A 22,896-nucleotide genomic window follows, 5' to 3' on the forward strand; every position below is an offset into this window, starting at 1 on the left:
CTATTACGTGACAAAATTTTTCGGTTTTTGAACGTCATGCCAGCCTGATAAATCATCAATCCGTCACCGTTATTACTTCCTAATGCATTAACACTTGACCCTTGGTATATCACTCAGCCTGGTGGTGTACTGAGGGGAAAGAAACTGCCTGCGCATGGCGAACTTCTGGCGGATGCCCTGCCCGGCGATGTGGGCGGTGTCACGGCCGTATTTCACGTTGATAGCATCCATGCAGGCCATCAGTTCGGGGTTGTCTGCAGAGGGTGTGAAGAGGTCGTGCTGAAAGGCGGCTTTCTCGCTGAGGTCTATAAGACCCACGCCGCAGCGATAGAACGGTACTCCCGGGCGATAGATAGCTTGCACCGCTTGCCGGCAGGCATTGGCGATGACGGTGGTATCCTGTGTCGGTACCGCAAAGCGATGGGTGATGTATTTCCGATAATAGCCGCGGGCATCGTGCGGGGAGCTGGTGGCAAAGATAATCGCCGTACCTGCCAGGCTGTTCTGCCGGCGCAGTTTAGCTGCGGCAATGCCGGCGTGCTGAGTCAGCGCCTGTAACAGATCAGCCGGGGTGAATATCCGTTGCCCAAAACTACGAATACTGTAAATCTCTTTCTTCGGCGCCCGTACATCATCCCAGCCAAGCTTAGCAATGCCACTCAACTCATACACCGTACCTTCCACCAGCACGGAAAAATTCTTCCGGATCCAGCCCGGGTTGGCGTTGGCCAGCTTCCATACCGTATCAACCCCCAGCGCCTGTAGTCGTCTGGCCAGACGGCTACCAATGCCCCAAACGTCTGTCAGTTCCATGTTTTGAAGCACATACCGACGGCTTGTTTCATCATCGATCACCGCCACGCCCCGATAGCCCGGTATACGTTTAGCTGCATGGTTAGCCGCTTTAGCCAACGTCAGGGTTGGGCCTATGCCCACGCCTATGGGTAAACGTACTTCCTGCCAAACGGCCCTGCGAATGGCCCAGGCATGCTTAAACCAGCCTTCAGGCGGCATCCAGCCCTGGTAATCATGAAACACTTCATCAATGGAATAGATATGGCTGTTTGGCGCATACCGGGAACACACATCCATCATCCGCTGGCTGATATCCGCGTACAGCTCATAGTTACTGGACCGGATCACCGCCCCAGCTCGCTCAAGATCTTCCTTTACCTTAAAGTACGGCACAAACTTCTTATCGATGCCCAGACGCTTAGCGATATGACACGCTGCACAGATGCAGCCATCATTATTGGTTAGCACCACCACAGGTTTATCACGAATCGAAGGATCAAAGATCTTCTCACAGCTGGCATACATGCTGTTGGCATCACAGAGCGCGTACATCAGATACTCTTCACCAGCGGCCGGTGCAAGCGGATGGAGCGGATCACCACCCCTTCAATCTGAAAATCATCCCCTTCACGGATATGATACGGCGCCCTGCCCGGCGCCGCCGACAGCAGCATAGCCCGGCGCTTGTCGATCTTCTTACAAACAAACACGCCATTGAGGTTGGCAACAACGACGTCCTGGTCTTTCACTTTCTCGAACCGTGAGATCACCAGTAAATCACCGGAGAAGATCCCTTCTCCTACCATGGACTCCCCCTCGGCATAGCCAAGGTAGGTAGCAGACGGATGATCGATGAGCAGCTCATCCAGATTCAGGGCAGATTGTGTGTACTCAGCAGCCGGCGACTCAAAACCGCTGATGCCGGCCTGTGCCGGTATGGGAATAAAACGAAGCATAGAACAAACCTTATACTGTACATAAATACAGTATAAGCAAGAAAACGTGCTTCAGCTACTGAAACACGTTAACAATGGAGAGCAACAGACAGAGCCTATTGTTTACATTCTTAAAAGTTTGGCCGACAACCCATAGAAATTAATACCTGCCTGGTGGATTCTCTAATACTTTCATGTTGATCTCTCATCAGTTCAGCGTCGTTAAGCAGATCAAGTCCTGATCTTCGCGAAATCTTTTCGCAATCAGGATTATCATTTTTATACATTTGGCTGCTTCGGCTGGGTTGGGCTCTGTTGGGTTTCCGAACCGCAACACTCCTCTTCGGCTGGCTGGCTATCACCGTTTTATACTTAACATAGCTATCCGCAATAGCCTGAACTATTTTCACCGACGGATGCATATTGCCATCCTCAAACCGGATGCTATTGACTTCACTCAGAAGGTCAGTCTTACCGAGGTTGATAGATTCATGCGCATAGTTCGATATATTCAATAAACTTTGATAAGGCTGATATCGGTTACCGGAGTAACCATGGTTAAACGATTGAAACCCTGACTCAAAACGTTTAATTAAATCAGCACCAATCCCGCTTACAGATTTAATACCGGATGAAGTTAACATCTTTGATAATGGATTCCCCTTCCTCAAGCCGTTTAGCTGAAGTGAAGAGTTTTTTGCAAAATCTAATCGCTGAGCCCATCCACCTTGCCCGTTAATCAACCCCCAGGCTGTTTTAGCTAGCGCTATTTGTTTTTGTCTTTTTAAATATTGATTCCTGACATGATTAATCGCTGCTACATCGGAATTATGTTTAGACACATAGCTAACTGCCATTTTTTTTGCTGATGGCTGATAACTTTTAAATATAACCTTTCTAGGTTGGTTGAAAACTCTTTTCGACTGATTAGCAAGCGTGTTTTGGCTTCTCACCGATTTCTTATATGCTCTAACCTGCCTATGGCATTCATTTTCTTCACGCATTGATCTGACGAAAATATCATTCCCTTCTTTACAGACACCACTATGCCATTCGCTAAATGCTGTCGACTGCCTAGGTGTAGGACGAGTAGCATAAAATCTTCGGCGCGCTTCCCTTGCTTTATCATAAATAGACTTACTTATGGCTCGAAGCCTTTTGGCATGATCCGAGCATTCTTGTCGATCTTTAGGATCAATAGGCGCTGCGGGTACGTAGCGTGCATGCGTCGTATCTACAATAGATAATTGGATGATCAATGCACAGAACAGCGACGCTCTCGACAAATGATTCATCTCAGCCCCCTATCCATACGACAATCCCTTTGTCTGTCAGGGGTACATGATAAAACGTCTCCATTGCTTTACATTTCTTTGAAGTACTATGATCTATAACAGTTTGTGGCGCACAGATTAACTCAGTCCTTTCAAAGTTTTTAAAATGCGTACTGTGTAAAAATGTGGCCTCACCATTCATACCAATCTTACTTGTATGCAATCTACACCTGTTTTTATCAACGCCCCACCAGCCACCGACCTTATAATTACGTAGATTCGCAACCGCGTAAAAAACCTTCTTTTTTTTACTTACATTGCAAACATAAAAAGAGCGCTTTCCCCTGCCAGACCTTAAGTAGTTTATTGTTTCGCGATAATTTAGTGGTTTTGTAACGGTTTTATTAAAAGACACCAACGCCTTTTTAGTCATGCCGCCGGCTATACCATCCGGTTTACCAACCTTATAACCAGCAATCAGTAACTCCCTTTGAAGTTCAAGCGTCAGCTCTTTGCGTTGTGCTTTTAAGTATTTAGCAATTTCTTGTTGGTTAAGCTGTGCCGCCAAAGCATCCAGCGGTAGATCCCCCTTAATGTTTTTCTCTATTGGGGCCCCATGCCTGACCAGCAACTTAACCATGTCCATGTTTCCGTTTGCTATGGCAATTGTCATAGGGCTTTCACCACGTACTGTCATGTGATGAACGGGTCTGGAGTTATATTTACTCAGAATCAAAACGGCTGCTTTTAGCTGATTTGAGTTAACGGCATGGAAAAAAGGCGTCCAGGCTTTATCATCAGTCATGGCAGAGACATTTCGCTTCTTCATAAAACCAAGTAAAGCCCCTATATCGCCTGTTTTGGCCGCGACGAAAGCATCTGCAGACTTATGAGTGCCTTCAAGTACGGTTAACACAGAAGTCGCGCCAACAGCCCTGGCAATTTGGGCAGCCGTAAGCCCGTTTTTTTGTCTCAAGCTAAAGCGGCCACCCTGGCTGATGATATATTTGGCCAGATCAATATCATCATTTGCCGCTGCAGCCATCAAGATGGTTAACCGCTCTTCTCCGTACTGCTGATTTACATCAAATGAAGCATCAACCAGGAACTTAACAACATTCAGGTGACCGTTAGCCGCTGCATGCATAAGCGGAGACCAGCCGTTTTCGTCAAGAATTGTGGTTCTGTCAGTGTCGGTAAAAAATTCCAGACTGTTTCTGACCCGATCGACATCACCTTCTATGGCCCCATCGAATAAGTCGGATGATGCAATGATCAGATTAATGTTAAGTCTTAGGGCATCTGCCCTTTCCTTATCAAATAATTCGACCAAATCAGGGTCGTTGCTTGCCAACGCCAGGCTCTGAACGCTCTGTATTTGCCCTTCATTGAAATTTGATGCCTTATAATCCGCGCCAGCATCAATAAGCATCTTCACAACACCTGTATGCTCCCCCATAACGGCAGCCATTAACGGAGATATGCCCTCATTATTGGGTTTATTGAGATCAAACTCATTCCTGTAGCTGAGCAGCAATTTCACTACCCTTTCATTACCCAGGGCGGCAGCAATGAATATCGGGGATTCACCTTGTTCTGTTGTGCTCTTCAGATTTACCTGGTTGATAAGGCTTTGCTCTATTAAATCAAGGTCGTCACTAAAGACACCTATCATTAACAGTTCAAACAACCCTTCCGGGCTTTGTAGTTGTTGCTGTATGAATGGGCTTACGTCTGACGGGGCTTGTGCTTCTGGAGGTTCTGACTGCTCAGCCACCGCTGCAACAGAGTTGCCCAGAAGCAAAGCGATAAAAATAAAAACTGTACATAAATACTGCGAGGGAAAGTTTTGGTTAAACCTGACAGTGTATTCATCCATGACTTCACCCCCAACAGCGTATCTCGAGCCAGTACAAATGAAGTATAGGCAGCCTACGAATCAGCGAACTTGACATTTGTTCATACAGAAATGCTTCCCGACGGCATCTATCGCGACGGTGTTACCAAGATAGGTGTGCTCTTCCGGTAAGCATCAATCATCGCTATATTGTCCCTCCTGTAGCCCCCTGCTCTCGACAACAAGGAACGACACTCAATGAGTAATGAACGCATAGTTTTAAAAGGTGATGAAGTACTTGAGAAGTTCCTGGCAGGCAAAGAAGTATGGAATAAGTACATCGCGGGCTTTCCCGAAGCAAATGTGGACTTTAGTAAAGTAGACTTCTCTCAGTACCGCAGTAAAGATAAAGCTTTAAACTTTGCGGGATATCGCTTTCCTACATATGGGGACGTTAACTTTTCTAAAACACAATTTGGTAAGGGAGATGTATCATTCTCAGATACGTACTTTGGAGTCGGTATTGTAAGTTTCTATAACACTCAATTTGGCGAAGGAGATGTATATTTCTCCAATACAGAGTTCAACAAGGGAAACGTATCCTTTCTTGACGCTCAGTTCGGTCAAGGCAGAATCTCTTTCGAAAATGCGCAGTTTGACGATGGGACAGTTTCTTTCTCTCGCACTCATTTTGGTGATGGAAAGGTAACTTTTTATAATTCAAATTTCGGTAAAGGATACGTTAACTTCTCTCTAGCCAAATTCGGTCAAGGAGATGTAGATTTCACTCTAGCAAAACTCGGTCAAGGAGATGTTGATTTTACCTTGGCAAAGTTCGGTAACGGATATGTATCATTCAATAGGACTCAATTCGGTAAAGGTAAGGTATCTTTTATCCAAACCATGTTTGGAGAAGGACGATTATCTTTCCGTAATGCAAAACTCAACGCTGGCGAGGTCGATTTCACGGCTACAGAATTCTCGGGGCGCGTAAGCTTCAAAGACCTAGACACTCCCGAAACCATCACTTCTTTCTCACTCCAAAACTGTATGTTTAAGCGTACCTTAAATCTTTCAGGGCTTACCTTTTCCTGTATTCCTGATCTAACAGGAACCTCCTTAAGCCATCAACTATTTCTTGACAATATCTCCTGCGATTATAAAAAACTCCGCAATACACAGATACCTATTGATGAATTCGATGGTGCGCGACTGTGTCGATTAAAAGAACTTGCAGAAAGCAACAGGAGTCACCAGCAGGCCCTAGAATTTCACGTTATGGAAATGCGCGTTAAACGTCACAAGCTGAAAGGTATAAACCACTGGCTTGACTATGCCTTTGACGAATGTTCAGAATACGGAAGAAGCATCACCATACCTTCAAAATTCTTGATATTAATCACCCTACTCTATTCTATTACCTATGAAATAATTAGCCTGGTTAAGCTCTCAACCACTGCAGTCACAGATGGGCTCCAGACTCTGTTTAATAGTCTCTTATACTCGCTAACGCAAGTCGTACCTTTTGTTGCCTCTAGCAGAGCAACAGCCAATGAGACTGCTAACCAGCTATTTGGAAGTTCCGACATACCAACCTGGATTTATGCAATCAGTGTTACTCAGGGAATATTATCATTCGTCTTTCTTTTCTTGATTGGTCTGGGGTTCCGCCATCGTTTCCGTTTGTAGCCAATACGTAAGAATTCACTTCCCAACGTCTAATCCCGCCCCTATACACATACACGAGAAATTACATTGAATAAGGCATCTAAAAACTTCATTCTTGATCCTTCAATCATCACCGAAACCCTTGCAAAAGGAGTTAGAATGGTTTTAACCCTTTCCAAGGAAACAGCCAGCTCTTCAGCAGCCTGCTTCATTGCTTCGGCAATCTTGTAATAAAGTGGCCAACTCCAGTCTACGGCGTTATCAATCCAAGCCCCCAAATCAACGGCATGGCCGGTAAGATGACGGCTTTTCATGGTCGTGGATGAACCAGCAGCAACAAGACTGCGCTGACGTTCGAGTGTTCGAAGGGTCTCCAGCACAGTGAAATCAACTTTAGAGATTTGAATAGCTCGCTCAACAACAACACGCAAGTCTGGATGCACACCAGCCAGGCGCTGGCGTGACTGCTTTCCTAATTGGTAAGGCATAATATGGATTCTCGAATTAAAGACACAAAAAAACCGAGACACCAAAGGCGCTCGGTTAATATAATCAAGACTATTTGGTACGTATTACAACAAGGAAGACGATATGCGTCCTTCTCCTAGGAATAACGCTGATATTTTGAAACAAAAAATTTCCAACTTAAGAAGCCTTCAGGAAGAGCCAATCGAACAGGAAGAAAAGAAGCCAAACGATATGTTCGATATACGTTACAGGTTAATACAACTTATAGGTTTTCCTTCTAAAATTTCACATCGCTTTGCTGACTGGCTTAATGACTGGCATTTAACTCGTATATTTAATTCTATCAGCTCATTCTTACTAATCCTGACCCTAATAGCTTTCAATAGCGATAGAGAAGCCAGGAAAGAAGATCGCATCGTAGCTGGTTGGCAATTACTTGCTATAGATTCTCCTGGAAGCTCAGGTAAAACAGAAGCACTTGAGTTTTTACATCAAGAAGGAAAATCATTAGAAGGGATAGACCTTTCCGTCGACAATGAGCAAGCTGGAGTGTACTTAGACGGTGTTCTACTTCCGAAGGCCGATCTATTCCAGGCCAACCTAACAAGAGCCAGTCTAAGAGGGGCAAACCTAACCGAGGCCATTCTATTCGGAGCAAACTTAAGCAAGGCCAATCTAAGAGGGGCCAACCTAACTGAAGCAACCCTAAGCAAGGCCAACCTAAGCGAAGTCGACCTAACTTGGGCCATCCTAACCGGAGTCGACCTAACCAGTGCCAACCTTCGATCGGCGAACCTATTTGAAGCTGATCTTAGATTCGCTAAGCTTACTTGCCAAGAGCTTACAAATGCAGAGAACTGGGAAACAAGTTTTCGTGATCAGGAATTGAGCTGTGGTGCTGATATTCCAATTCACCCTGACGACAAGTAAGCCTCTCAAATTTCACCCATAAAAAAACCCCGCCGAAGCGAGGTTTTAAAATTACTATTTGGGCAGAAATCCCAATTTAGAAATCAAGATATACTTTTTGTATAAAAAAAACACAAACCACAAAAATTTTCAGCCCTCCTATAAAACTCACATAACAACTATTAGCTGAGCTGCAGATACCATTTTAAGCAGCCCTTGAAAGAAGCAATAAAGCCCAACAATACCGATCAACCACCCTATCAGATTAAGAAAGTTAACCAATCTCTGAAAAGAATCTTCAGATATTTGATGCCTTAAAAAAGAAAAGAAAACCAAATAAGCTTTGAGTACAACAAACATAATTATCGCATATGCGAAATATTGCCATGAGGCCGAAACAAGTTGCGCTACTTCATCCGTGATCATATTTTGCTTTTTCGCCTCGATCATGTTTGATACAGAAACAACCAAAGCTCCGCCACTCAATAAAAAAGCCGCATTAGCAATTGAATCGGCCCTAGATCTCATCTCTGAGAACTCGACGTAATCTTGTTCATAGTTACTCATTGTCGCCTCCCATCAACAAATTAATCATAAAAATAACCCTATACGTCCTGATATAAACATTTTTAAAATTTAAAAACCCGACCTTAAATATGGATAATTTTTAACCAGAAAGGAGTCATTGATATAAAAATAACGCCAAAATATTGAAAATGGATGTTTCACATCCATCATAGACTCAATGATTTCTTCAGCTTCTTTTTTTGCAGTTTTCCCTGAACTCTTGTTACGTAATACCTGCCTAGCAAGTAATAATTTTGAGTAATAATCCCACATTTTTTCAAAAAGAGACTCACGACTAATTTTTCTCAAAGCTGTGTTTTCAAGATTGTAGCAATAATTTAGCAAATCTACTGTATTATTAGTACGCGTAGTAGGATTTTGACTGACAGGCTCTACTATAATATTGCCATTAGGTACTGAAGGCATTAAACAGCTAATTAACCCTCCTACATCAACAGTAGGGTCAGCACAGTCTAACAAATCAATATGACTATTACTTTTTATACTATTACAACGTGAGCAAGCATAATAAAGATTTTCCCATGCATACTTTAATAACTTATCGCCTTCATGTGGAACGAAATGCTCAACTTCAGCATCTTGAATCTCATCACGCTCACATAAATAGCATTTTTCAAAAAAAATTGGCAACAATGCTTCTAGGATATCTTCCTTATTATGTTGATTCTTTGCAATGCTATCTGGCGCAGGATAAGTACGAATTACGTTAAACATCTGTTTATTCTGCTCCATCACTAGCATCTAAAAGTTTATTTTTACCCTGAAGAAAGAATGCCTTAGAGCGAGAATCCAATTCATTAAAATGTGGGTAAATCAAATTCACCAACTCTTTCAATCGAGCCTCATCTAAGTTTTTTTGTTTTACAATATTTGCCATTTCAATCAATTTTTCAATTAAAACATCAGATGTACTATCAACACCCAGAAGACCTTTAAGTATGGAATTATAAGAATACATAGATAGATCTTCTAAAGTTTCTGAACTACCAAGGTCATAGATAATTGCATCATTAACTGACTGAACAACAAAAGGAGAGTGAGTTGTAATAATAAATTGAATCTTAGGAAATGCTCTATTAAAGAATGCAAAAATTTTACGTTGAATCGAAACATGTAGATGTGCATCAATTTCATCAATTAAAACAATACCTGTAATTTCATGTGCAGATAAATCATGTAGTTCAACACTCATTAACAAATCTGCATAAATAGCAATAATCGAACCGTACCCTGATGATAAGTTGTTGAATCTATATGGATCCTTCCCATTTTGGTGAATATAGAAGGTCTGCTCTTCAGGATTATATTTCAATCTTAATCCGGGGTCCTCAAACAAACTACATAGATCATTTTGTACTTTATCAAACCACTCATTAATATACTGTACTTTTCCTAGATTTTCTTCACGAGCAATCACATGTGATGCGTAGTTATATAAACTAACTAAATAATTTTCAAATTCGTGACTCAAATTTTCACGATAACTGAAGTTTTTCGCATTTTGCTTTACTGAAGAAAGACTAACGACATGCCCAGTTCCTCCTATATTATCTGTCAACCTATTAGCTTCATAAAAGCGCAATAAAAATTTTTTCTCATCCATTAAAAGAAAGAGGCTATCTAAATCTCTAAAAAATAATTTTTCCCTATCGGCTGAAGCTAGAGATTCCCTTAAGTTCTGAATTTGAACTTTATACTGATTGTACACAGGATCAGACGGCTGGAAATTTACAATTTTACTTTCTAAGTAATCTAATTGATTCTGGATATCCATTGTCTTGTGAATATCACGGTCAAATACGCTGAGAAGACGTCCATGTAACTGAAGTAAAAGCCGTGTTTTACCACATCCATTAGCTCCGGTAATTATTAGGTTTTTACCGTTAAGTGCAATCTTTACATATTTGCCGTTGTTACCAGTCAACTTAAAATCTATTGCATCAATCATCTTGTCCACCACACACTAAGTCAGATAGAGCTCTGTCTAATTTTGAGTTGAACTATATAGCTTGAAAGCACTATTTAATAGATAAGCACCAGGCTTTACGCTTTGTCGATCATTTTAGAGGCATCAACACCTTAGAGTCTCTATGCATATTTATGAGATGCGATAAACAATTCAAATTAGCCCACTTCGCTAATCTCTACCATGTCCGACACAAACCCCTTCCCCGCCTTCAGATTATTGAGGAAGGCGGAGCGGCTTACTTGCAGAGCGGCGGCGATGCGGGCATCGGTATGGTAGTCGGCTTCGTTATCCGGATCCGGGCGGTTCTTTAGCAGTACCCAGGCCACCAGCGCGGCGTGGTGTTTGGGATTACGCTTATGCAGGCAGGTCATCACCCGGCAGGCCCATAGTGTTTTACGATCGCGGGGTTCTTTGAACATCATGCCTACCTGGTAGATCATGGCGCCATTGCTGTTACCGCCGTGGCCACTCTCCGGCAGCTGGCCCCGGTAGTCCATCAACCGGCCGATCTGGTGCTCAGCGCGAAAGCCGGCTTCACTGTTTAAGTCTCTGGCGATCTCTACGGCCAGGTAACGGTCAACCACGTTTATGATTCTGGCATCACTGATCATTTGATCCCCTTCGCTAATCAGCCGTATAGCGCCAGTAAGGCGGCATCGCGCTTGTCTTCGTTGCTTGTCCCGGTCCAGCCAGTCAGGCGATTGAAGTATTCTGCGTTCTTTTTGGCATTTCGCTTGGTAACGCCTTGCAGCGGCTTTATCAGACGAAAATCTGCACCGGTATCGGTTAGGTATTGTTTCAGCAAGCGCCCGATCGCTTTTACCTGGCCAACTTTCTGAGCAATGTTCCGCTCTACCGCGGCACTGCGTACACCTGCCCGCCGGTAAACCGTTTTATCGTGTTCAACGTCTTCCAGGTGAAAGCATGCCTGGTGTTTGTGTTCTTCAATGAACTGAATCAGCTGGAAGAACGACATAGCATCCAAACTGATGATCTGCTTGGCCTGAGTGATCGCTACCCCGCTTTTCACCAAGTCCGGATCAATTCCAATGATTATTTTTGAAGTCATACCCGTATCCTCACCAGTTGGTATCATTAACGTTCATGATTTCTTCTGACACCATGGCCCGCTTGCCGGCCGGCGTGGTCACGGGCTGCTGGTGGCCATGGCTGGCAGCGTTCACCTGCAAGGCTTGCATCCGCTTGGCAAGCTTGTGCTCCCAGTCACTCTGACTCAGCCGTAACGGCTTACCGGACCAGTAACTTCGAAACTCGCCTAAAATCTCCTCCTGCTGGTCAGGGTCAATACTAGACACGTTGATTTTCAGCAGCTGGCAGCGACCGTTAAACATTCCACCTGGCAGCCACTCCCAGTGCATGTTGAATTTCTGATGATCAGGTGTGGCTGATTGGTTGAATGGCTGGTTAACATCCAGCGCGAACAAATCGGCTGATGGTGATGCTGGTGGTGTGGCTGAATCTCGAGCAGGCACCGCCGGGTGAAAATCTGCATTTGGACCACCAACCTCTACAATAATTTGATCATTGGTTATCTGATCATGGGTAGGCTGATTCTGGTCAGCTTGATCACTGGTATACTGATATGCGGGATTTTTTTCCCCACTTGATCGGGATATTTCTCCCGCCTTAGTCGGGATATTTTTCCCTACTTGGTCGGGATTTTTTTCCCCGCTTGGCCGGTTTTTTTTTCCCGCCTTTGCTTTGGTGGTCGGGATTTTTTTCCCTACCTTGCCCGCACCTTCCTGAGTCTCTGCTTTGTTCCAGGTGCGGCCCTTATCAGTGATACGAACGTGCGTCTTATTGCTGATCACAACACGCTCAATCACCCCCAGTTTTTCCAAAGAGGCCATATAGCGCTTAATGGTGTCAGGCTTTGGAGATATGGCTGGCAGCTCTTCTGCGACCTTCTCTTTGCTGATCCAGTAAAAAGCCTTGCCGTCTATCTGCTTGCTCTCGCACCAGCTTGGAAGCTCATACAGGAAGCTGAACAATACTGCTTGCTGTAGGTTCAAACTCCACTCAACCATACGAACTTGATTTAAGAATAATGAGTACTGCATTACATCCCCCCTGTCCGAACGGACAGGCCTGCAGGTTTGCGTTTTGAATCATGTAACTGCATAATTTGAACCTCAGAGTTAATAAAAAACCGCTTAGGGTTGCCGCCCATTGATAGCGGTTTTTTATTGCCTGTACGCCAGCCCTGACGCTCAGCAATGTGAAGGGGCTGACGGCCTGTAAAAAGTGCCGGTACTGCATGACCCGGTAAAACCACCCCGACACAGGATTCCGGGGGCCGTCTCTCTTCTTTTTGGGCGCTGGCAGCATGACGGATTTCCAGCACTGGAAAATGATTACAAGTTGCCCAAACTCGCCGCTTTCGCGGAACCAGTCAAACTACATCGGCCTGCCCTCCCTGATCTGTTTAGCCGGGACCACCAGCTGGGTTTTAGCTTTAGCGATAATTTGCACCCAGAAAGCCCCAGTCTAAGGGGCATAATGGCTGGCAGAGCCAGTAAATAAAAAGGGCCGGTACCCGGGAAACAGATACCGGCCAAACACAGATAGATCTCTCCCGGTCCCTTACTGTGAATTCTGTTCTATCAGGCTGCTTTGTCCGTTCGGACAATGCGCCACCAGCAATTAACCGCTATCTTTGGGATATAGATCAGGGCGCATTTCGTTAGCAGTAACCTTTCCGGAAAACTGCTGCACCAAGACAGGCACCCTTTCTGCTGGAATTTTAGATTTACGCCACTTAGAAACTGCCCACGGCAAAATGTCCAGGGTAGAAGCAATGGCAGATGGGCCGCCCAGCTTTTCGATAACAGCTGAAGCGCAGGCTTTTAAATCGGTCGTTGTATTCATGCGGGCCATAATGCTACCGGTAGTAGCTTAGTGTCAAGCCAATAAGCTACCGATAGTTTAATTTAATACTACCGATAGTAGTAATAGAATTACCCATATGAGAAATGAACAGACAGAATGCAAAAAATTTGCAGCCCGCCTGATTGAGGCCATGCTTGAAAATGGTCAGCAGTCCCAGCGGAAAAGCGCCACCGGTGTGACCACGCTTAAGCTTAAAGACGTTGCCAAGGTCACAAACGAAATGGCCCGCCGGTACACTCTCGGTCAAGCCTGGCCAGATAACGAGAAAATGCCGAAGATCGCCCGGTGGCTGGGTGTTCGTGAAGCGTGGTTACGATATGGCGAGGGTGAGAAATACCCCCAGGACGAAAGTAAAAAACAACAGGTCGCGCTACCAGGTAGCAACGGTGATAATTCATTTGTGACAGTAGAAGAACCTGAAATCTATCTGAACCCCTTCCACATCACTCTACTGCAGGATTGCATGGCTCACGTTGTTGAGACTCGCGACCTTTCCGGCTTTGAGTTTTCCGACCGGATCGCGGCAAAAGCGGCTGCTGTACTATTCAACCATTGCGTTAAATATAAGACTAAACCTAATGAAATTCCTGAAGAAGTTCGCGATGCAGTACTAAGTACCGCGGCAGGAAGCGAAGGATAACAAAACAACAAACAACACCGCGAACAGGCAAAGCACTATGCGCTATCAGCCCTCTTGAGACGTGCATAATCCCTTACCCGCATACGCCAGATACTGGCAGCGGCAAGCTTTTCTACTGGGTTTGTCATATCCTCAATATCAACCCACTGATCAATTAATTCTTCTGCTCGATTTACTGTTTTCAGGTGTATAACCTGACCGTCTTTTCCTAATTCCATTAATTATCCCTACGTGCTTTTTCTCAGTTAAGAGAACTCCCACTGCCATAACGGCTCCGTGTCCATGCGGCGAAACAAACGCTGCCGACACAGTTTAGTTTCTTGAATTCCCAGTAACAACAAAGGGTTAATCCGTATATCCTCAAACACTTGTCTAGGGTTAGAACGCCTTACCCTTCAGAAAAAAAATTTTCCAATAAGCAATATTTTTGCCACTATTACCTTATGAGTAGTCGCGCTAAAAGATGTAAAGCCGCACGGAATAGCGCAGGATTGAGACAGTCAGACGCAGCTGAAAAGCTGAATAAATCTATTGCCACGATTAAAAGCTGGGAACGTGAAGGCGGTTCAGAGCCCAATACTTTGGGCGATGTTGCCAGCATGTGCCGGTTGTACGGCATGAGCATTGATTATTACATTAACGGACGCGAAAACATTACGCAGCTTACGAAGGAAGAACAAACGTTTCTAAGCGACTACAGGATGTTACCCACCCCCTATAGGGAACTGGTTTCAAGCGTGGCCGGGGCGCTGGCCGAAAAGCAAAACGCTTAAGCAAACGTCCCGACCCGGGGGAACAGACACCCCTGCCACCCCCTCAAGGTCATTCATACAGCTATCATCAATACCTATTCAAGCAACTGAAGGAACTCACCATCCAAATTAAACTTGGCTGTCGCTGAGTCTTTAACCAGGGCGCCGTAACTATTCTTCCCACGGAAAATTGTTTTAACAACAATATGATCTCCCCTGTTCCAGTAACCCGTCTCAACATGCTCATAGCTTGAAGGATCGTTCATTTCTGTTTTGATCAGTCTTTCAAAGTTGTAGTGCCGGCCATCGATAGGGCTAAATTGCTTTTTAATTTTAATCGCCCTTTCTGTATCTGCCGCTATTCGCTCTTCCTGTTCCTCAACCTTTTTGGTGTAAAACTTAAGCTTTTCTGCGTATCTCTTTTTGCTCGGGTCCAAATCAACCAGGCGCAGATAAAGCAATCTGTTTTTCTCGTACTCTTTAACAGGGATCGCTTTAAGCTCAGCTAATATTTTAGAAATCTCTTCGTTGTTTTGAGTCTGGACCAACAGCTGCTTAGCCTGCAAATTCAGGCTTTTTAGCTCTTCACCTCCGGCAGAAAGATACTTGCCAGACTCAGCCGCTGCAGCCTCATAACTCTTTGATAACAGATGTTGATTAATGCTGGCTATTATCTGTTCGCGGTTAGCGTTGAAATATTCTGCTTCTTGGTGCCTTATTTCCTCTACCTGCCTCACCTGTTCAGCCAGCTGCTGTTCTGCCTGCCGGTCATCGTGTTGTTTATACATAAATCCGGATAGAACAATCAGGGTAGCGGACAGTAAGACTTTTCCTTTGGCTGAAACATCCTTCCTCGCGGCGGAATAAACCAAGCTTCTTATGGGCGGCAATAAGAATGTGGAAATTAAGATAATAGGTATTCCAGCCAGAGGAACTGAGAACAGTATGAAGGTACCTATCAATAAAAACAGGCAGCCAAAAAACCAATGGCGCCTTTCACTGAGAATGTCTTTTTCTGACTCTTTTTGAGCGTTGTAAGCTTCGTAATCAATATCTGTTAAAAGCGTTTTCTTTGCGCCGCCGGCCGGCCCTGCTTTATATGGTCCATTAAATACTTTGGCCATTTTCATTCCTTGGCATAGTTAGAAGGTTCCGGAACTACTGAGCGCCCTACCAAGCTCAATCCTTGCAATGCCCCGGAATTCTACCACCCCAAAGTTTTTGCAAAAATCTATTATTGGTAGCTTTACTTGAGCTACCGGAGGTAGTATATTCATTCTGAATGCTACTTTAGGTAGATTAAAGAAATGCGAGACATTGAAGTCAATCAAGAAAAAGCAGCAGCAATTCAACTCACAGGCCGGCAGGTTGAGTGTGCAACGTGGGTGGCTGCCGGCAAAACTGATTCTGAAATAGGGATGATCGTTGGCATTACCCAGCGGACAGCTAAGCATGACGTGCTGGGCTGCATGGCTATTACTGACACCCACACCCGGGCGCAAATGGTCGCGACTCTTTTCATCGCTGGAGTCTTCCAAACCAAAGGGGCTGCCGCCGCCCTGCTGCTGGCTTTCGGCTTTGCTGCGTGCTTCAGCAGCGCTGATGATATGACCCGGCGGGTCCGTGGGCGCAGGGCCCGGGAGCTGGCCACCATTGAAGAAGCTACCGACCTGCCCCAGTGGTTAGCTTTTAGTAAATCAAATATCTCTGAGTGGGTAGCGCATGAGCCTCGAATTCTTGCTTGATAAAGGCGGCCATGCCGTGGTTGCAAACATGGTGACCGATCAGGAATACACCCCTGAACTGCTGGCCAGCATTCTTAATTACAGCCCTCGCTATGTGGGTCCGGTACTGGAAGAAGCTGCCAGGCAGGGGCTGGTCGAGCGGAAAATTAAACCCGATGTATACGCCGGTGCGATCTTCGTCAAAAAACAACTGAATCTGGACCTGTAGCACAGTGAATAAACCGAAATCAACAGGCCCAGACCTGAAGATAAATCGAGTTCAGATAGCGCCCTGCGCTGTCTGCAACGGCAAAGCCTATATAGAAGGCTTGTTTCATGAAGTCCCGTGCGCTGCCTGTAATGAAATGGGTGTTGTCTGTCGCACAACTGGCACCGCATTAACTCCCAGCATTGCCGCCGTCAGCATGCTGGAGGTGATCAGGGATTTAAAACAACAAATTGCTGATTTGCGCCGCGGCGCTGATCAATACGACCCACACGCCCCAGCCACTATACGGCACGGTGCAAAACACAGAATGGACTGAAGCTAATGAAACACCAGACACCCAAATTCAGAAAACTGGCCGCTGATGCCATAGACAAAGCAGAAAGCTCTCAGTTAGTGCGCGGTCGATACTCTGAATATGAAGCCCTGCAAGCAGATATTCACTTGATTGAGCAGCACATGGACACCATGAGCAATGGCGACCGAGGGCGGGCCATTAACACGCTGAAGATTCTGCGCCGTCCGGACTGGCACAAGCGCCGCCGATTCAATTTTGAAATTGAACCACGCAACAAACTGATTTAAGGAAACGGCAATGGCTCGCGGAATTAACAAAGTCATTCTGATTGGCAATCTGGGCAATGACCCGGATACCAAATACATGCCAAGCGGTAACGCCGTGACAAACATCACGGTTGCCACCTCTGACACCTGGAAAGACAAGCAAACCGGGCAGCCGGTCGAGCGCACTGAATGGCACCGGGTGGTGTTCTTTAACCGGCTGGCTGAAATCGCCGGTGAATACCTGCGCAAAGGCTCAAAAGTGTACATCGAGGGCTCTCTCAGAACCCGTAAATGGCAGGACCAGAGCGGACAGGACCGGTACACCACTGAGATTGTCGCCAATGAATTACAAATGTTGGACGGACGGACGGAGCAAAGCAACAGCCAAGGCCCGTATCCGGAAGCACAACCCCAGCGGTACCAGCAACAGCAAGCCGCTCCGGCACCTAGCGCAGCGCCCCTGCCGCCGGTCGAGTTTGATGATGATGTGCCCTTTTGACGAACCGATTAAGTCGCCGCGCTGGCCTTTCGTTCCCCCACGGCCAGCGCAGCGCACCTATGCCAAGAAAGGTAATTGACAGATGGCTAAGTCAGCAGCAAAGCGCAAAGCGGAACAACTGCAGCGAGAAAAAGAACACCGGGAAGCAGTCGGCGCTCAGCTTTTCCAAATGGATATGTTTCGCAGAACCCGTGAACACCTGGACAAGCTTAAGTCTGATCACGGATTCGAAGAAGACGGTGAGGTTGTGACACTTCTAATTCACAACATCGCAAATTGTGACATGTCACGACAAAAAGAATTGTTAGCAGTTCCGCAGCATAAAGGTAACCAGTTATGACCCTTGACCAGTTCAAAACCCAGTTCCCTATCGGCACACCTGTAAAGTATTTCCCCGTGCTTGGCCGCGACCGCCACCGCGATACTGAAATCACCTCTGATCCGTGGATGGTGTGTGGCAGCGGCGTTGTAAAAGTAGCCGGTCAAACCGGTGCCGTCAGCATTGACCATATCCAGAGGGCTGAATAATGGCCACAGTAAAAGAAATCCGACACTTTCACGTATTTTGCGGGGCAGGCGGCGGTGCGATTGGCTTTAACCGTGGCAAGGCAAACATCGGCACCCTTCAGGGAAAGCCGCGCTGCTTAGGTGGCATTGATGTTTTGCCTGATGCGATCCATAACTTTGAGCAGCAAACCGGTGCACCTGGTAGCGTCATGGACCTATTCGACCGCGATCAGTACATTGACTTTCACGGTGCTGAGCCCGCTGCTGACTGGCAAGAAATCACGCCTGAAGATATCCGCAAGGCAGCAGGAAATGAGCGCCCGCACATCATCTTTACCAGCCCGCCCTGCAAAGGCTTCTCTGGCCTGCTAAGCCAGAAGAAAAGTGAAACAGATAAATACCGAGCACTGAACCGCTTAACCGTTCGGGGTATATTTCTTTGCATGGAAGCTTGGCAAGACGATCCGCCAGAGTTTTTCCTGCTGGAAAACGTACCCCGCATTGAAGCCCGTGGCGGCGAACTGCTGGACCAGATACAGCAATTACTTGAACGCTATGGCTATATCGTTGCCCGCACAACTCATGACTGTGGTCATGTAGCAGGGCTGGCGCAGAGCCGTAAACGTTTCTTACTGGTGGCTCGACATGCTGAGAAAGTGCCACCGTTCTTATATGAGCCGCCGCACCGCCCGCTTAACTCTGTCGGTAAAGTGCTTGAAGGATTCCCAATGCCGGGTAATGCCAGTGCTGGGCCTCTGCACTCAATCCCTCAGCTGCACTGGAAAACGTGGGTTCGACTGGCATTTGTTGAAGCCGGTAAAGACTGGCGTAGCCTTAGAGACTTGGCTGTGAACACTGACGGCACCTTGCGGGACTATCTGATCATTCCTGAGTACCACAAAGGCTATTTAGGGGTCCGGGATTGGCACTGCAGCACTGGTGCCGTACCTGGTAGAAGCACAGTTACAAATGACGCGTTTGCTGTGGCTGACCCACGCCCGAATTCTGGCATGGCCTTTTCGAAATACAATATCTGCCGCCTTCAAGATACTGCCGGTACCGTTATCGCCGGCAGCAACAAAGGTGAAGGCGCTTTCGGCATTGCTGATCCTAGGCCTGCAAATCACCGGCGAGGCGGCGGTAAATACAAAATCGTGCCCTGGTCAGAACATGCCGGCTCAGTTATCGCCGCCAGCACCACCGGTGAAGGTGCGTTCTCTGTACAAGATCCACGCCCAGCACTGCACCGGGAAAAAGGCGACCATTATCTGACTGCCGCACATTATGGTGTTGTCGACTGGCAAGAAACCGCTGGCGCTGTCACTGCTGCAGGCAAGTACGACAATGGAAAGTTCTCTGTTGCTGATCCTCGCCCATCTGATCTACCTGACCAAAATGAAAAACTGGCCTGCGTAATCGAATCATTAGATGGCACCTGGCACCGCCCGTTCACCACACTCGAGCTTGCAGCATTACAGGGCTACGTGCAGCCCGGTGAATACCTTGAAATGCATGGCGGTGGCCACAGCATCTGGCGTGAACAAATTGGCAATATGGTTCCGCCACCAGCTGCCGAGGCCATCTTCAACGTGATTGCAGAAACCCTGTTACTTGCATGGTCTGGAGAAACTTTCGTACTTGGCTCAACTCCGATATGGGTACAGCCAGTTGCAGCCGCCATGTCCGTTCGTCAAAAGCAAGATCGGGAGTGGCATTAAGCCACTGACTGAAAGGAGAGATCTATGGAATGCGAAGACATCAAAAAGGTAATTGAAGCAACCCGCACACACATATTTGATGCGGCCAATCAGCTTAGTGAAATTGCAGAACACAATAACCCGGAGTCTTGCAGAAAAGCCATGAAAGCAATGTCTGAGCTTCACGAAGAGATTGAAGATATGGCTGATCAGTTAGACGACTATTTAACCGACATCGATGATATGGGTGCGGACTGTAATGCCTGGGATGATGAATAGGAGATATCGCATGGCACAGGCTAATCTGCTTACAGACAGCGATATAATCGAGCTGACCGGCTACAAGCAACGGGCCAAGCAGGCACATGTGTTGCGGGAAGCAGGCATTGAGTTTGTAGAGCGGGCTGACGGTAAGATAAAAACCACCTGGTATCACGTTAACCACCCTTCGCACTTGCGCCATGCTATTGCGCAGGAAGAACCTGACTTTTCAGCATTTAAGGCATAAAACACCATGGGCAGAAAAAGGAAGCCCGGTACCGAATGGCTACCGCAGCGGGTATACAAAGGAAAATCAGCCTATGAGTTTCACCCTAAGACCGGTGGCGCTATTCGGCTGGTTCCACTGACGGCCAGTAAAGCCGCCGTTATTCGCTCTTATGACGAAGCCCTGGCGCAACTGGAAATGTCACAAGGCACCTTTAAAGAACTGGTGCAGAAATTTTTAGCTTCACCTGCATTTGAAGAACTGGCCGTTAGCACACAAAAGAAATACCACCAGAATGCACGGCAAGTACTTAAACCGTTTGGAAAGATGCAAGCCAGCAACATAAAACCAGAACACATACGCCAGTATATGGACCTGCGAGGCCAACAGGCACAGGTAACCGCCAACCGGGAACACTCGTTTATGTCTAAGGTATTCAGTTGGGCATATGAGCGAGGTAAGGTAACCGCTAACCCGTGCAAAGGCGTCCGGAAGTTTACAGAGAAAGCCCGTGAACGCTATATATCAGATGCAGAATACACCGCCATCCTGAAATGTAGTGATCCGATTATTCAGGCGGTGATGGAAATATCGTACTGCTGCGCCGCCCGGGTTGGGGATGTGTTAAAGCTACAAGCCAACCAGCTGCAGCAAGAAGGGATTTATATACAACAGGGTAAAACCGGCAAAGCCCAGATCAAAGCCTGGTCCCCTCGCCTGCAAGCAGCCATAAACACGGCAAAGTCGTTTCAGGTGATCAGCTCAGTCAATCAGGTAATCGCCAACGAACAAGGCCAGCCACTGACCTATGCAGCCTTCCGTGCACGATGGCTAAAAGCTAAAGCGCTCGCTCAAGAAGCGTACCCTAATCTGAGCTTCGAGTTCACATTTCATGACATCAAGGCAAAGAGCATTAGTGATTGGAGTGGCGATAAACAAAAATTTAGCGGTCATAAATCATTTCAGATGATAGCGACCTATGACCGAAAAACTGAGGTAGTTAGAACGCATGATTAACAGCCACCCCGAAGATTCAGTTATGAATTGATAGAGCTAAATCTTAGTCAGCATAGAGTAAATATTAGGGTTGTTTTGTATATACTCAACATAAGACTCACCAGTTAATGTAAGTTGATGCTGATCACCTTCAACAATCATAAGCCCTGAATTAACAAGATAACCAACAAAAGAACTGGCATCTGTATTTTGTAATGTCTCGTTTGTTTCGCGAATCGCTGCAAAAAATACAAATATATTTTTTATGGGGTCTTTATGATCTTCCTTAACGTAAAGGCTGAGTAAGTAATTGTACTGCGACAAATAAATTGTTTGAGTGATTGATGCGAACGTTTTATGTGATAACTCTATCGCTAAGGTTCTTTCAAGTAGATCAACTTTTTCATCCTTGCTTAAAGATTGAAGCTGATCTCTGACCGTATTCAATATTGAACCTGATAACTTATTTTCTCTCTTGATCTGAGTATCAATCAGCTTTGTGTACTCACTCGAGCCACCGCTCTTTTTGTCAGAATAAGAGTTTTCTTCTATGCAAGACTGGGCCTGCTTAAGCTCCCTCACTCCATCAGTATTATCTACGGGTACCTGCTCAAATTTTCCACTGACAATTGGAGTAGAAAGCTCTTTTAATCGTATGTTCTTTAAGAACTCTTTTGCCGCTTCTGGCACCCCATCTTTAACCGTATATAGAGAAATCAAGAAGACTACCGGCCAGACCAAAGCGTCAACTAAACCAACAATATCCGCTCCACTCAATAAGTATTCATTAACCTTAACCTCGTCCATAAGCAGAAATCTCCATCGTTTATACAGAACAAAATTCTATCTTTTTTTCAATCACTACTAAAGAGCCCCCATAAAAACCAAGCAAAAGCATTATATTCAGCACTGTATATTAGGAACTTTATTAGGAAAGGCGTTTTTAAGAGAAATTGAAAAACCAAGCCCCAGACAACAAAAAACCCCGAAAGCCTGAGCCTGCGGGGTTTAAAGTGACCATATCAATGGTGCCCGGAGCCGGACTTGAACCGGCACGCTGTTTCCAGCGGGAGATTTTAAGTCTCCTATGTCTACCAATTCCATCATCCGGGCTGGACATGGAGGCGCGAGTCGGAATCGAACCGGCGTACACGGAGTTGCAGTCCGCTGCATAACCACTCTGCCATCGCGCCTAGGTAACTTTTACGTTGCAGTTCTCTGTAAAGAGATTGGAGCGGAATATCGGGCTCGAACCGACGACCTGAACCTTGGCAAGGTTCCGCTCTACCAACTGAGCTAATTCCGCCTGCTCCGTAAGAGTGGTGCGTATTATAGACAGATGCCCTTTTATGTCAACAACTTTTGGTGTTCACCCCTGCTTAGAAAAAACCAAGCAGATTAATAACTTAGATTGCCAGTAAACGGACAAAAAATAACCAGCTCAAGGCTGG

29 protein-coding genes and 3 tRNA genes are annotated in these 22,896 nt (G+C 46.0%); 14 read left to right on the top strand and 18 right to left on the bottom strand.

What is annotated here, in order from left to right; translation table 11 throughout:
* Positions 1-87 precede the first annotated feature (87 nt).
* The 4 genes from PCI15_RS12170 to PCI15_RS12185 form a co-directional block, all read right to left on the bottom strand.
* On the bottom strand, positions 88-1,347 hold the full coding sequence (locus PCI15_RS12170) for a Y-family DNA polymerase (RefSeq protein WP_271270237.1): 1,260 nt from the start codon (positions 1,345-1,347) through the stop codon (positions 88-90).
* Positions 1,347-1,751, bottom strand: coding sequence for a S24 family peptidase (locus tag PCI15_RS12175; protein WP_271270238.1), 405 nt, complete (start codon positions 1,749-1,751; stop codon positions 1,347-1,349). Before PCI15_RS12175 ends, PCI15_RS12170 begins: the two co-directional genes overlap by 1 nt.
* A gap of 110 nt (positions 1,752-1,861) precedes the next feature.
* Positions 1,862-3,025 (bottom strand): hypothetical protein, encoded by a 1,164-nt coding sequence (locus tag PCI15_RS12180; RefSeq protein ID WP_271270239.1) that lies wholly within the window; start codon positions 3,023-3,025, stop codon positions 1,862-1,864.
* Between the two features lies 1 nt (position 3,026).
* Entirely contained in the window at positions 3,027-4,883 is a 1,857-nt protein-coding gene (locus PCI15_RS12185) for an ankyrin repeat domain-containing protein (protein ID WP_271270240.1), read from the bottom strand.
* 216 nt (positions 4,884-5,099) lie between these two features.
* On the opposite strand from PCI15_RS12185, the gene PCI15_RS12190 reads away from it, so the two are divergent.
* Positions 5,100-6,530, top strand: a complete 1,431-nt coding sequence (locus tag PCI15_RS12190) for a pentapeptide repeat-containing protein (protein ID WP_271270241.1) — start codon at positions 5,100-5,102, stop codon at positions 6,528-6,530.
* A gap of 41 nt (positions 6,531-6,571) precedes the next feature.
* On the opposite strand, the gene PCI15_RS12195 is transcribed toward PCI15_RS12190, so the two are convergent.
* Positions 6,572-6,997, bottom strand: coding sequence for a M15 family metallopeptidase (locus tag PCI15_RS12195; RefSeq protein WP_271270242.1), 426 nt, complete (start codon positions 6,995-6,997; stop codon positions 6,572-6,574).
* Between the two features lie 103 nt (positions 6,998-7,100).
* Here PCI15_RS12195 and PCI15_RS12200 point away from each other — a divergent pair, with 103 nt between their 5' ends.
* Positions 7,101-7,907, top strand: a complete 807-nt coding sequence (locus PCI15_RS12200; RefSeq protein WP_271270243.1) for a pentapeptide repeat-containing protein — start codon at positions 7,101-7,103, stop codon at positions 7,905-7,907.
* Positions 7,908-8,054: 147 nt separating this feature from the next.
* Here PCI15_RS12200 and PCI15_RS12205 read toward each other — a convergent pair whose 3' ends face one another.
* From PCI15_RS12205 to PCI15_RS12235, 7 genes are all read right to left on the bottom strand, one after another.
* Positions 8,055-8,453, bottom strand: coding sequence for a hypothetical protein (locus PCI15_RS12205; RefSeq protein WP_271270244.1), 399 nt, complete (start codon positions 8,451-8,453; stop codon positions 8,055-8,057).
* A gap of 69 nt (positions 8,454-8,522) precedes the next feature.
* Entirely contained in the window at positions 8,523-9,188 is a 666-nt protein-coding gene (locus PCI15_RS12210) for an HNH endonuclease (protein WP_271270245.1), read from the bottom strand.
* A gap of 4 nt (positions 9,189-9,192) precedes the next feature.
* Positions 9,193-10,422: an AAA family ATPase gene (locus PCI15_RS12215; RefSeq protein WP_271270246.1), complete on the bottom strand. Its 1,230-nt coding sequence runs from the start codon at positions 10,420-10,422 to the stop codon at positions 9,193-9,195.
* Between the two features lie 176 nt (positions 10,423-10,598).
* Complete coding sequence (locus tag PCI15_RS12220) at positions 10,599-11,054, bottom strand: hypothetical protein (protein ID WP_271270247.1); 456 nt, start codon at positions 11,052-11,054, stop codon at positions 10,599-10,601.
* Positions 11,055-11,071: 17 nt separating this feature from the next.
* A complete protein-coding gene (locus PCI15_RS12225; RefSeq protein ID WP_271270248.1) occupies positions 11,072-11,512 on the bottom strand; it encodes a hypothetical protein in 441 nt (146 codons plus the stop codon).
* Positions 11,513-11,522: 10 nt separating this feature from the next.
* On the bottom strand, positions 11,523-12,524 hold the full coding sequence (locus tag PCI15_RS12230; RefSeq protein ID WP_271270249.1) for a DnaT-like ssDNA-binding domain-containing protein: 1,002 nt from the start codon (positions 12,522-12,524) through the stop codon (positions 11,523-11,525).
* Positions 12,525-13,107: 583 nt separating this feature from the next.
* A complete protein-coding gene (locus PCI15_RS12235) occupies positions 13,108-13,341 on the bottom strand; it encodes a Cro/CI family transcriptional regulator (protein WP_271270250.1) in 234 nt (77 codons plus the stop codon).
* Between the two features lie 88 nt (positions 13,342-13,429).
* Between PCI15_RS12235 and PCI15_RS12240 the strand changes: the two genes are divergently transcribed.
* On the top strand, positions 13,430-13,993 hold the full coding sequence (locus PCI15_RS12240) for a hypothetical protein (protein ID WP_271270251.1): 564 nt from the start codon (positions 13,430-13,432) through the stop codon (positions 13,991-13,993).
* A 35-nt stretch (positions 13,994-14,028) separates the two neighbouring features.
* On the opposite strand, the gene PCI15_RS12245 is transcribed toward PCI15_RS12240, so the two are convergent.
* Positions 14,029-14,211, bottom strand: a complete 183-nt coding sequence (locus PCI15_RS12245; RefSeq protein WP_271270252.1) for a hypothetical protein — start codon at positions 14,209-14,211, stop codon at positions 14,029-14,031.
* 225 nt (positions 14,212-14,436) lie between these two features.
* Between PCI15_RS12245 and PCI15_RS12250 the strand changes: the two genes are divergently transcribed.
* On the top strand, positions 14,437-14,766 hold the full coding sequence (locus PCI15_RS12250; protein WP_271270253.1) for a helix-turn-helix domain-containing protein: 330 nt from the start codon (positions 14,437-14,439) through the stop codon (positions 14,764-14,766).
* 74 nt (positions 14,767-14,840) lie between these two features.
* Here PCI15_RS12250 and PCI15_RS12255 read toward each other — a convergent pair whose 3' ends face one another.
* Complete coding sequence (locus PCI15_RS12255) at positions 14,841-15,869, bottom strand: hypothetical protein (protein WP_271270254.1); 1,029 nt, start codon at positions 15,867-15,869, stop codon at positions 14,841-14,843.
* A 183-nt stretch (positions 15,870-16,052) separates the two neighbouring features.
* Between PCI15_RS12255 and PCI15_RS12260 the strand changes: the two genes are divergently transcribed.
* The 10 genes from PCI15_RS12260 (at position 16,053) to PCI15_RS12305 (ending at position 21,466) form a co-directional block, all read left to right on the top strand.
* Entirely contained in the window at positions 16,053-16,490 is a 438-nt protein-coding gene (locus PCI15_RS12260) for a helix-turn-helix domain-containing protein (protein ID WP_271270255.1), read from the top strand.
* Positions 16,468-16,698 (top strand): hypothetical protein, encoded by a 231-nt coding sequence (locus tag PCI15_RS12265; protein ID WP_271270256.1) that lies wholly within the window; start codon positions 16,468-16,470, stop codon positions 16,696-16,698. Before PCI15_RS12260 ends, PCI15_RS12265 begins: the two co-directional genes overlap by 23 nt.
* 321 nt (positions 16,699-17,019) lie before the next feature.
* Complete coding sequence (locus PCI15_RS12270) at positions 17,020-17,280, top strand: hypothetical protein (RefSeq protein WP_271270257.1); 261 nt, start codon at positions 17,020-17,022, stop codon at positions 17,278-17,280.
* Positions 17,281-17,290: 10 nt separating this feature from the next.
* Positions 17,291-17,758, top strand: coding sequence for a single-stranded DNA-binding protein (gene ssb, locus PCI15_RS12275; protein ID WP_271270258.1), 468 nt, complete (start codon positions 17,291-17,293; stop codon positions 17,756-17,758).
* 82 nt (positions 17,759-17,840) lie between these two features.
* On the top strand, positions 17,841-18,098 hold the full coding sequence (locus PCI15_RS12280) for a hypothetical protein (RefSeq protein WP_271270259.1): 258 nt from the start codon (positions 17,841-17,843) through the stop codon (positions 18,096-18,098).
* Complete coding sequence (locus PCI15_RS12285; protein ID WP_271270260.1) at positions 18,095-18,286, top strand: hypothetical protein; 192 nt, start codon at positions 18,095-18,097, stop codon at positions 18,284-18,286. Before PCI15_RS12280 ends, PCI15_RS12285 begins: the two co-directional genes overlap by 4 nt.
* Positions 18,286-19,983: a DNA cytosine methyltransferase gene (locus PCI15_RS12290; protein WP_271270261.1), complete on the top strand. Its 1,698-nt coding sequence runs from the start codon at positions 18,286-18,288 to the stop codon at positions 19,981-19,983. The genes PCI15_RS12285 and PCI15_RS12290 overlap by 1 nt, the downstream gene beginning before the upstream one ends.
* A gap of 24 nt (positions 19,984-20,007) precedes the next feature.
* The gene (locus PCI15_RS12295) at positions 20,008-20,241 is read left to right on the top strand and encodes a hypothetical protein (RefSeq protein WP_271270262.1); all 234 of its coding nucleotides are present in this window, start codon (positions 20,008-20,010) and stop codon (positions 20,239-20,241) included.
* A 10-nt stretch (positions 20,242-20,251) separates the two neighbouring features.
* The gene (locus PCI15_RS12300) at positions 20,252-20,470 is read left to right on the top strand and encodes a DUF4224 domain-containing protein (RefSeq protein WP_271270263.1); all 219 of its coding nucleotides are present in this window, start codon (positions 20,252-20,254) and stop codon (positions 20,468-20,470) included.
* A 6-nt stretch (positions 20,471-20,476) separates the two neighbouring features.
* The gene (locus PCI15_RS12305) at positions 20,477-21,466 is read left to right on the top strand and encodes a phage integrase central domain-containing protein (RefSeq protein ID WP_271270264.1); all 990 of its coding nucleotides are present in this window, start codon (positions 20,477-20,479) and stop codon (positions 21,464-21,466) included.
* A gap of 36 nt (positions 21,467-21,502) precedes the next feature.
* Here the strand turns inward: PCI15_RS12305 and PCI15_RS12310 are convergent, their stop codons facing one another.
* The 4 genes from PCI15_RS12310 to PCI15_RS12325 form a co-directional block, all read right to left on the bottom strand.
* Positions 21,503-22,252, bottom strand: coding sequence for a hypothetical protein (locus PCI15_RS12310; RefSeq protein ID WP_271270265.1), 750 nt, complete (start codon positions 22,250-22,252; stop codon positions 21,503-21,505).
* Between the two features lie 219 nt (positions 22,253-22,471).
* A tRNA-Leu gene (locus tag PCI15_RS12315) sits at positions 22,472-22,558 on the bottom strand.
* Between the two features lie 6 nt (positions 22,559-22,564).
* Positions 22,565-22,638 (bottom strand) — tRNA-Cys (locus tag PCI15_RS12320).
* 37 nt (positions 22,639-22,675) lie between these two features.
* Positions 22,676-22,751, bottom strand: a tRNA-Gly gene (locus PCI15_RS12325).
* Between the last annotated feature and the right edge of the window lie 145 nt (positions 22,752-22,896).

It is taken from the genome of Aliamphritea hakodatensis (assembly GCF_024347195.1).
In the GTDB taxonomy this organism is placed as follows: domain Bacteria; phylum Pseudomonadota; class Gammaproteobacteria; order Pseudomonadales; family Balneatricaceae; genus Amphritea; species Amphritea hakodatensis.

Coding starts and splice junctions, on each gene's coding strand:
- PCI15_RS12310 (WP_271270265.1), bottom strand. CDS start 22,252: ATGGACGAGGTTAAGGTTAATGAATACTTATTGAGTGGAGCGGATATT.
- PCI15_RS12180 (WP_271270239.1), bottom strand. CDS start 3,025: ATGAATCATTTGTCGAGAGCGTCGCTGTTCTGTGCATTGATCATCCAA.
- PCI15_RS12265 (WP_271270256.1), top strand. CDS start 16,468: ATGAGCCTCGAATTCTTGCTTGATAAAGGCGGCCATGCCGTGGTTGCA.
- PCI15_RS12210 (WP_271270245.1), bottom strand. CDS start 9,188: ATGTTTAACGTAATTCGTACTTATCCTGCGCCAGATAGCATTGCAAAG.
- PCI15_RS12255 (WP_271270254.1), bottom strand. CDS start 15,869: ATGGCCAAAGTATTTAATGGACCATATAAAGCAGGGCCGGCCGGCGGC.
- PCI15_RS12185 (WP_271270240.1), bottom strand. CDS start 4,883: ATGGATGAATACACTGTCAGGTTTAACCAAAACTTTCCCTCGCAGTAT.
- PCI15_RS12305 (WP_271270264.1), top strand. CDS start 20,477: ATGGGCAGAAAAAGGAAGCCCGGTACCGAATGGCTACCGCAGCGGGTA.
- PCI15_RS12290 (WP_271270261.1), top strand. CDS start 18,286: ATGGCCACAGTAAAAGAAATCCGACACTTTCACGTATTTTGCGGGGCA.
- PCI15_RS12175 (WP_271270238.1), bottom strand. CDS start 1,751: ATGCTTCGTTTTATTCCCATACCGGCACAGGCCGGCATCAGCGGTTTT.
- PCI15_RS12260 (WP_271270255.1), top strand. CDS start 16,053: ATGCGAGACATTGAAGTCAATCAAGAAAAAGCAGCAGCAATTCAACTC.
- PCI15_RS12190 (WP_271270241.1), top strand. CDS start 5,100: ATGAGTAATGAACGCATAGTTTTAAAAGGTGATGAAGTACTTGAGAAG.
- PCI15_RS12205 (WP_271270244.1), bottom strand. CDS start 8,453: ATGAGTAACTATGAACAAGATTACGTCGAGTTCTCAGAGATGAGATCT.
- PCI15_RS12215 (WP_271270246.1), bottom strand. CDS start 10,422: ATGATTGATGCAATAGATTTTAAGTTGACTGGTAACAACGGCAAATAT.
- PCI15_RS12250 (WP_271270253.1), top strand. CDS start 14,437: ATGAGTAGTCGCGCTAAAAGATGTAAAGCCGCACGGAATAGCGCAGGA.
- PCI15_RS12240 (WP_271270251.1), top strand. CDS start 13,430: ATGAGAAATGAACAGACAGAATGCAAAAAATTTGCAGCCCGCCTGATT.
- PCI15_RS12280 (WP_271270259.1), top strand. CDS start 17,841: ATGGCTAAGTCAGCAGCAAAGCGCAAAGCGGAACAACTGCAGCGAGAA.
- PCI15_RS12225 (WP_271270248.1), bottom strand. CDS start 11,512: ATGACTTCAAAAATAATCATTGGAATTGATCCGGACTTGGTGAAAAGC.
- PCI15_RS12220 (WP_271270247.1), bottom strand. CDS start 11,054: ATGATCAGTGATGCCAGAATCATAAACGTGGTTGACCGTTACCTGGCC.
- PCI15_RS12245 (WP_271270252.1), bottom strand. CDS start 14,211: ATGGAATTAGGAAAAGACGGTCAGGTTATACACCTGAAAACAGTAAAT.
- PCI15_RS12295 (WP_271270262.1), top strand. CDS start 20,008: ATGGAATGCGAAGACATCAAAAAGGTAATTGAAGCAACCCGCACACAC.
- ssb (WP_271270258.1), top strand. CDS start 17,291: ATGGCTCGCGGAATTAACAAAGTCATTCTGATTGGCAATCTGGGCAAT.
- PCI15_RS12270 (WP_271270257.1), top strand. CDS start 17,020: ATGAAACACCAGACACCCAAATTCAGAAAACTGGCCGCTGATGCCATA.
- PCI15_RS12200 (WP_271270243.1), top strand. CDS start 7,101: ATGCGTCCTTCTCCTAGGAATAACGCTGATATTTTGAAACAAAAAATT.
- PCI15_RS12170 (WP_271270237.1), bottom strand. CDS start 1,347: ATGTACGCGCTCTGTGATGCCAACAGCATGTATGCCAGCTGTGAGAAG.
- PCI15_RS12195 (WP_271270242.1), bottom strand. CDS start 6,997: ATGCCTTACCAATTAGGAAAGCAGTCACGCCAGCGCCTGGCTGGTGTG.
- PCI15_RS12230 (WP_271270249.1), bottom strand. CDS start 12,524: ATGCAGTACTCATTATTCTTAAATCAAGTTCGTATGGTTGAGTGGAGT.
- PCI15_RS12285 (WP_271270260.1), top strand. CDS start 18,095: ATGACCCTTGACCAGTTCAAAACCCAGTTCCCTATCGGCACACCTGTA.
- PCI15_RS12300 (WP_271270263.1), top strand. CDS start 20,252: ATGGCACAGGCTAATCTGCTTACAGACAGCGATATAATCGAGCTGACC.
- PCI15_RS12235 (WP_271270250.1), bottom strand. CDS start 13,341: ATGGCCCGCATGAATACAACGACCGATTTAAAAGCCTGCGCTTCAGCT.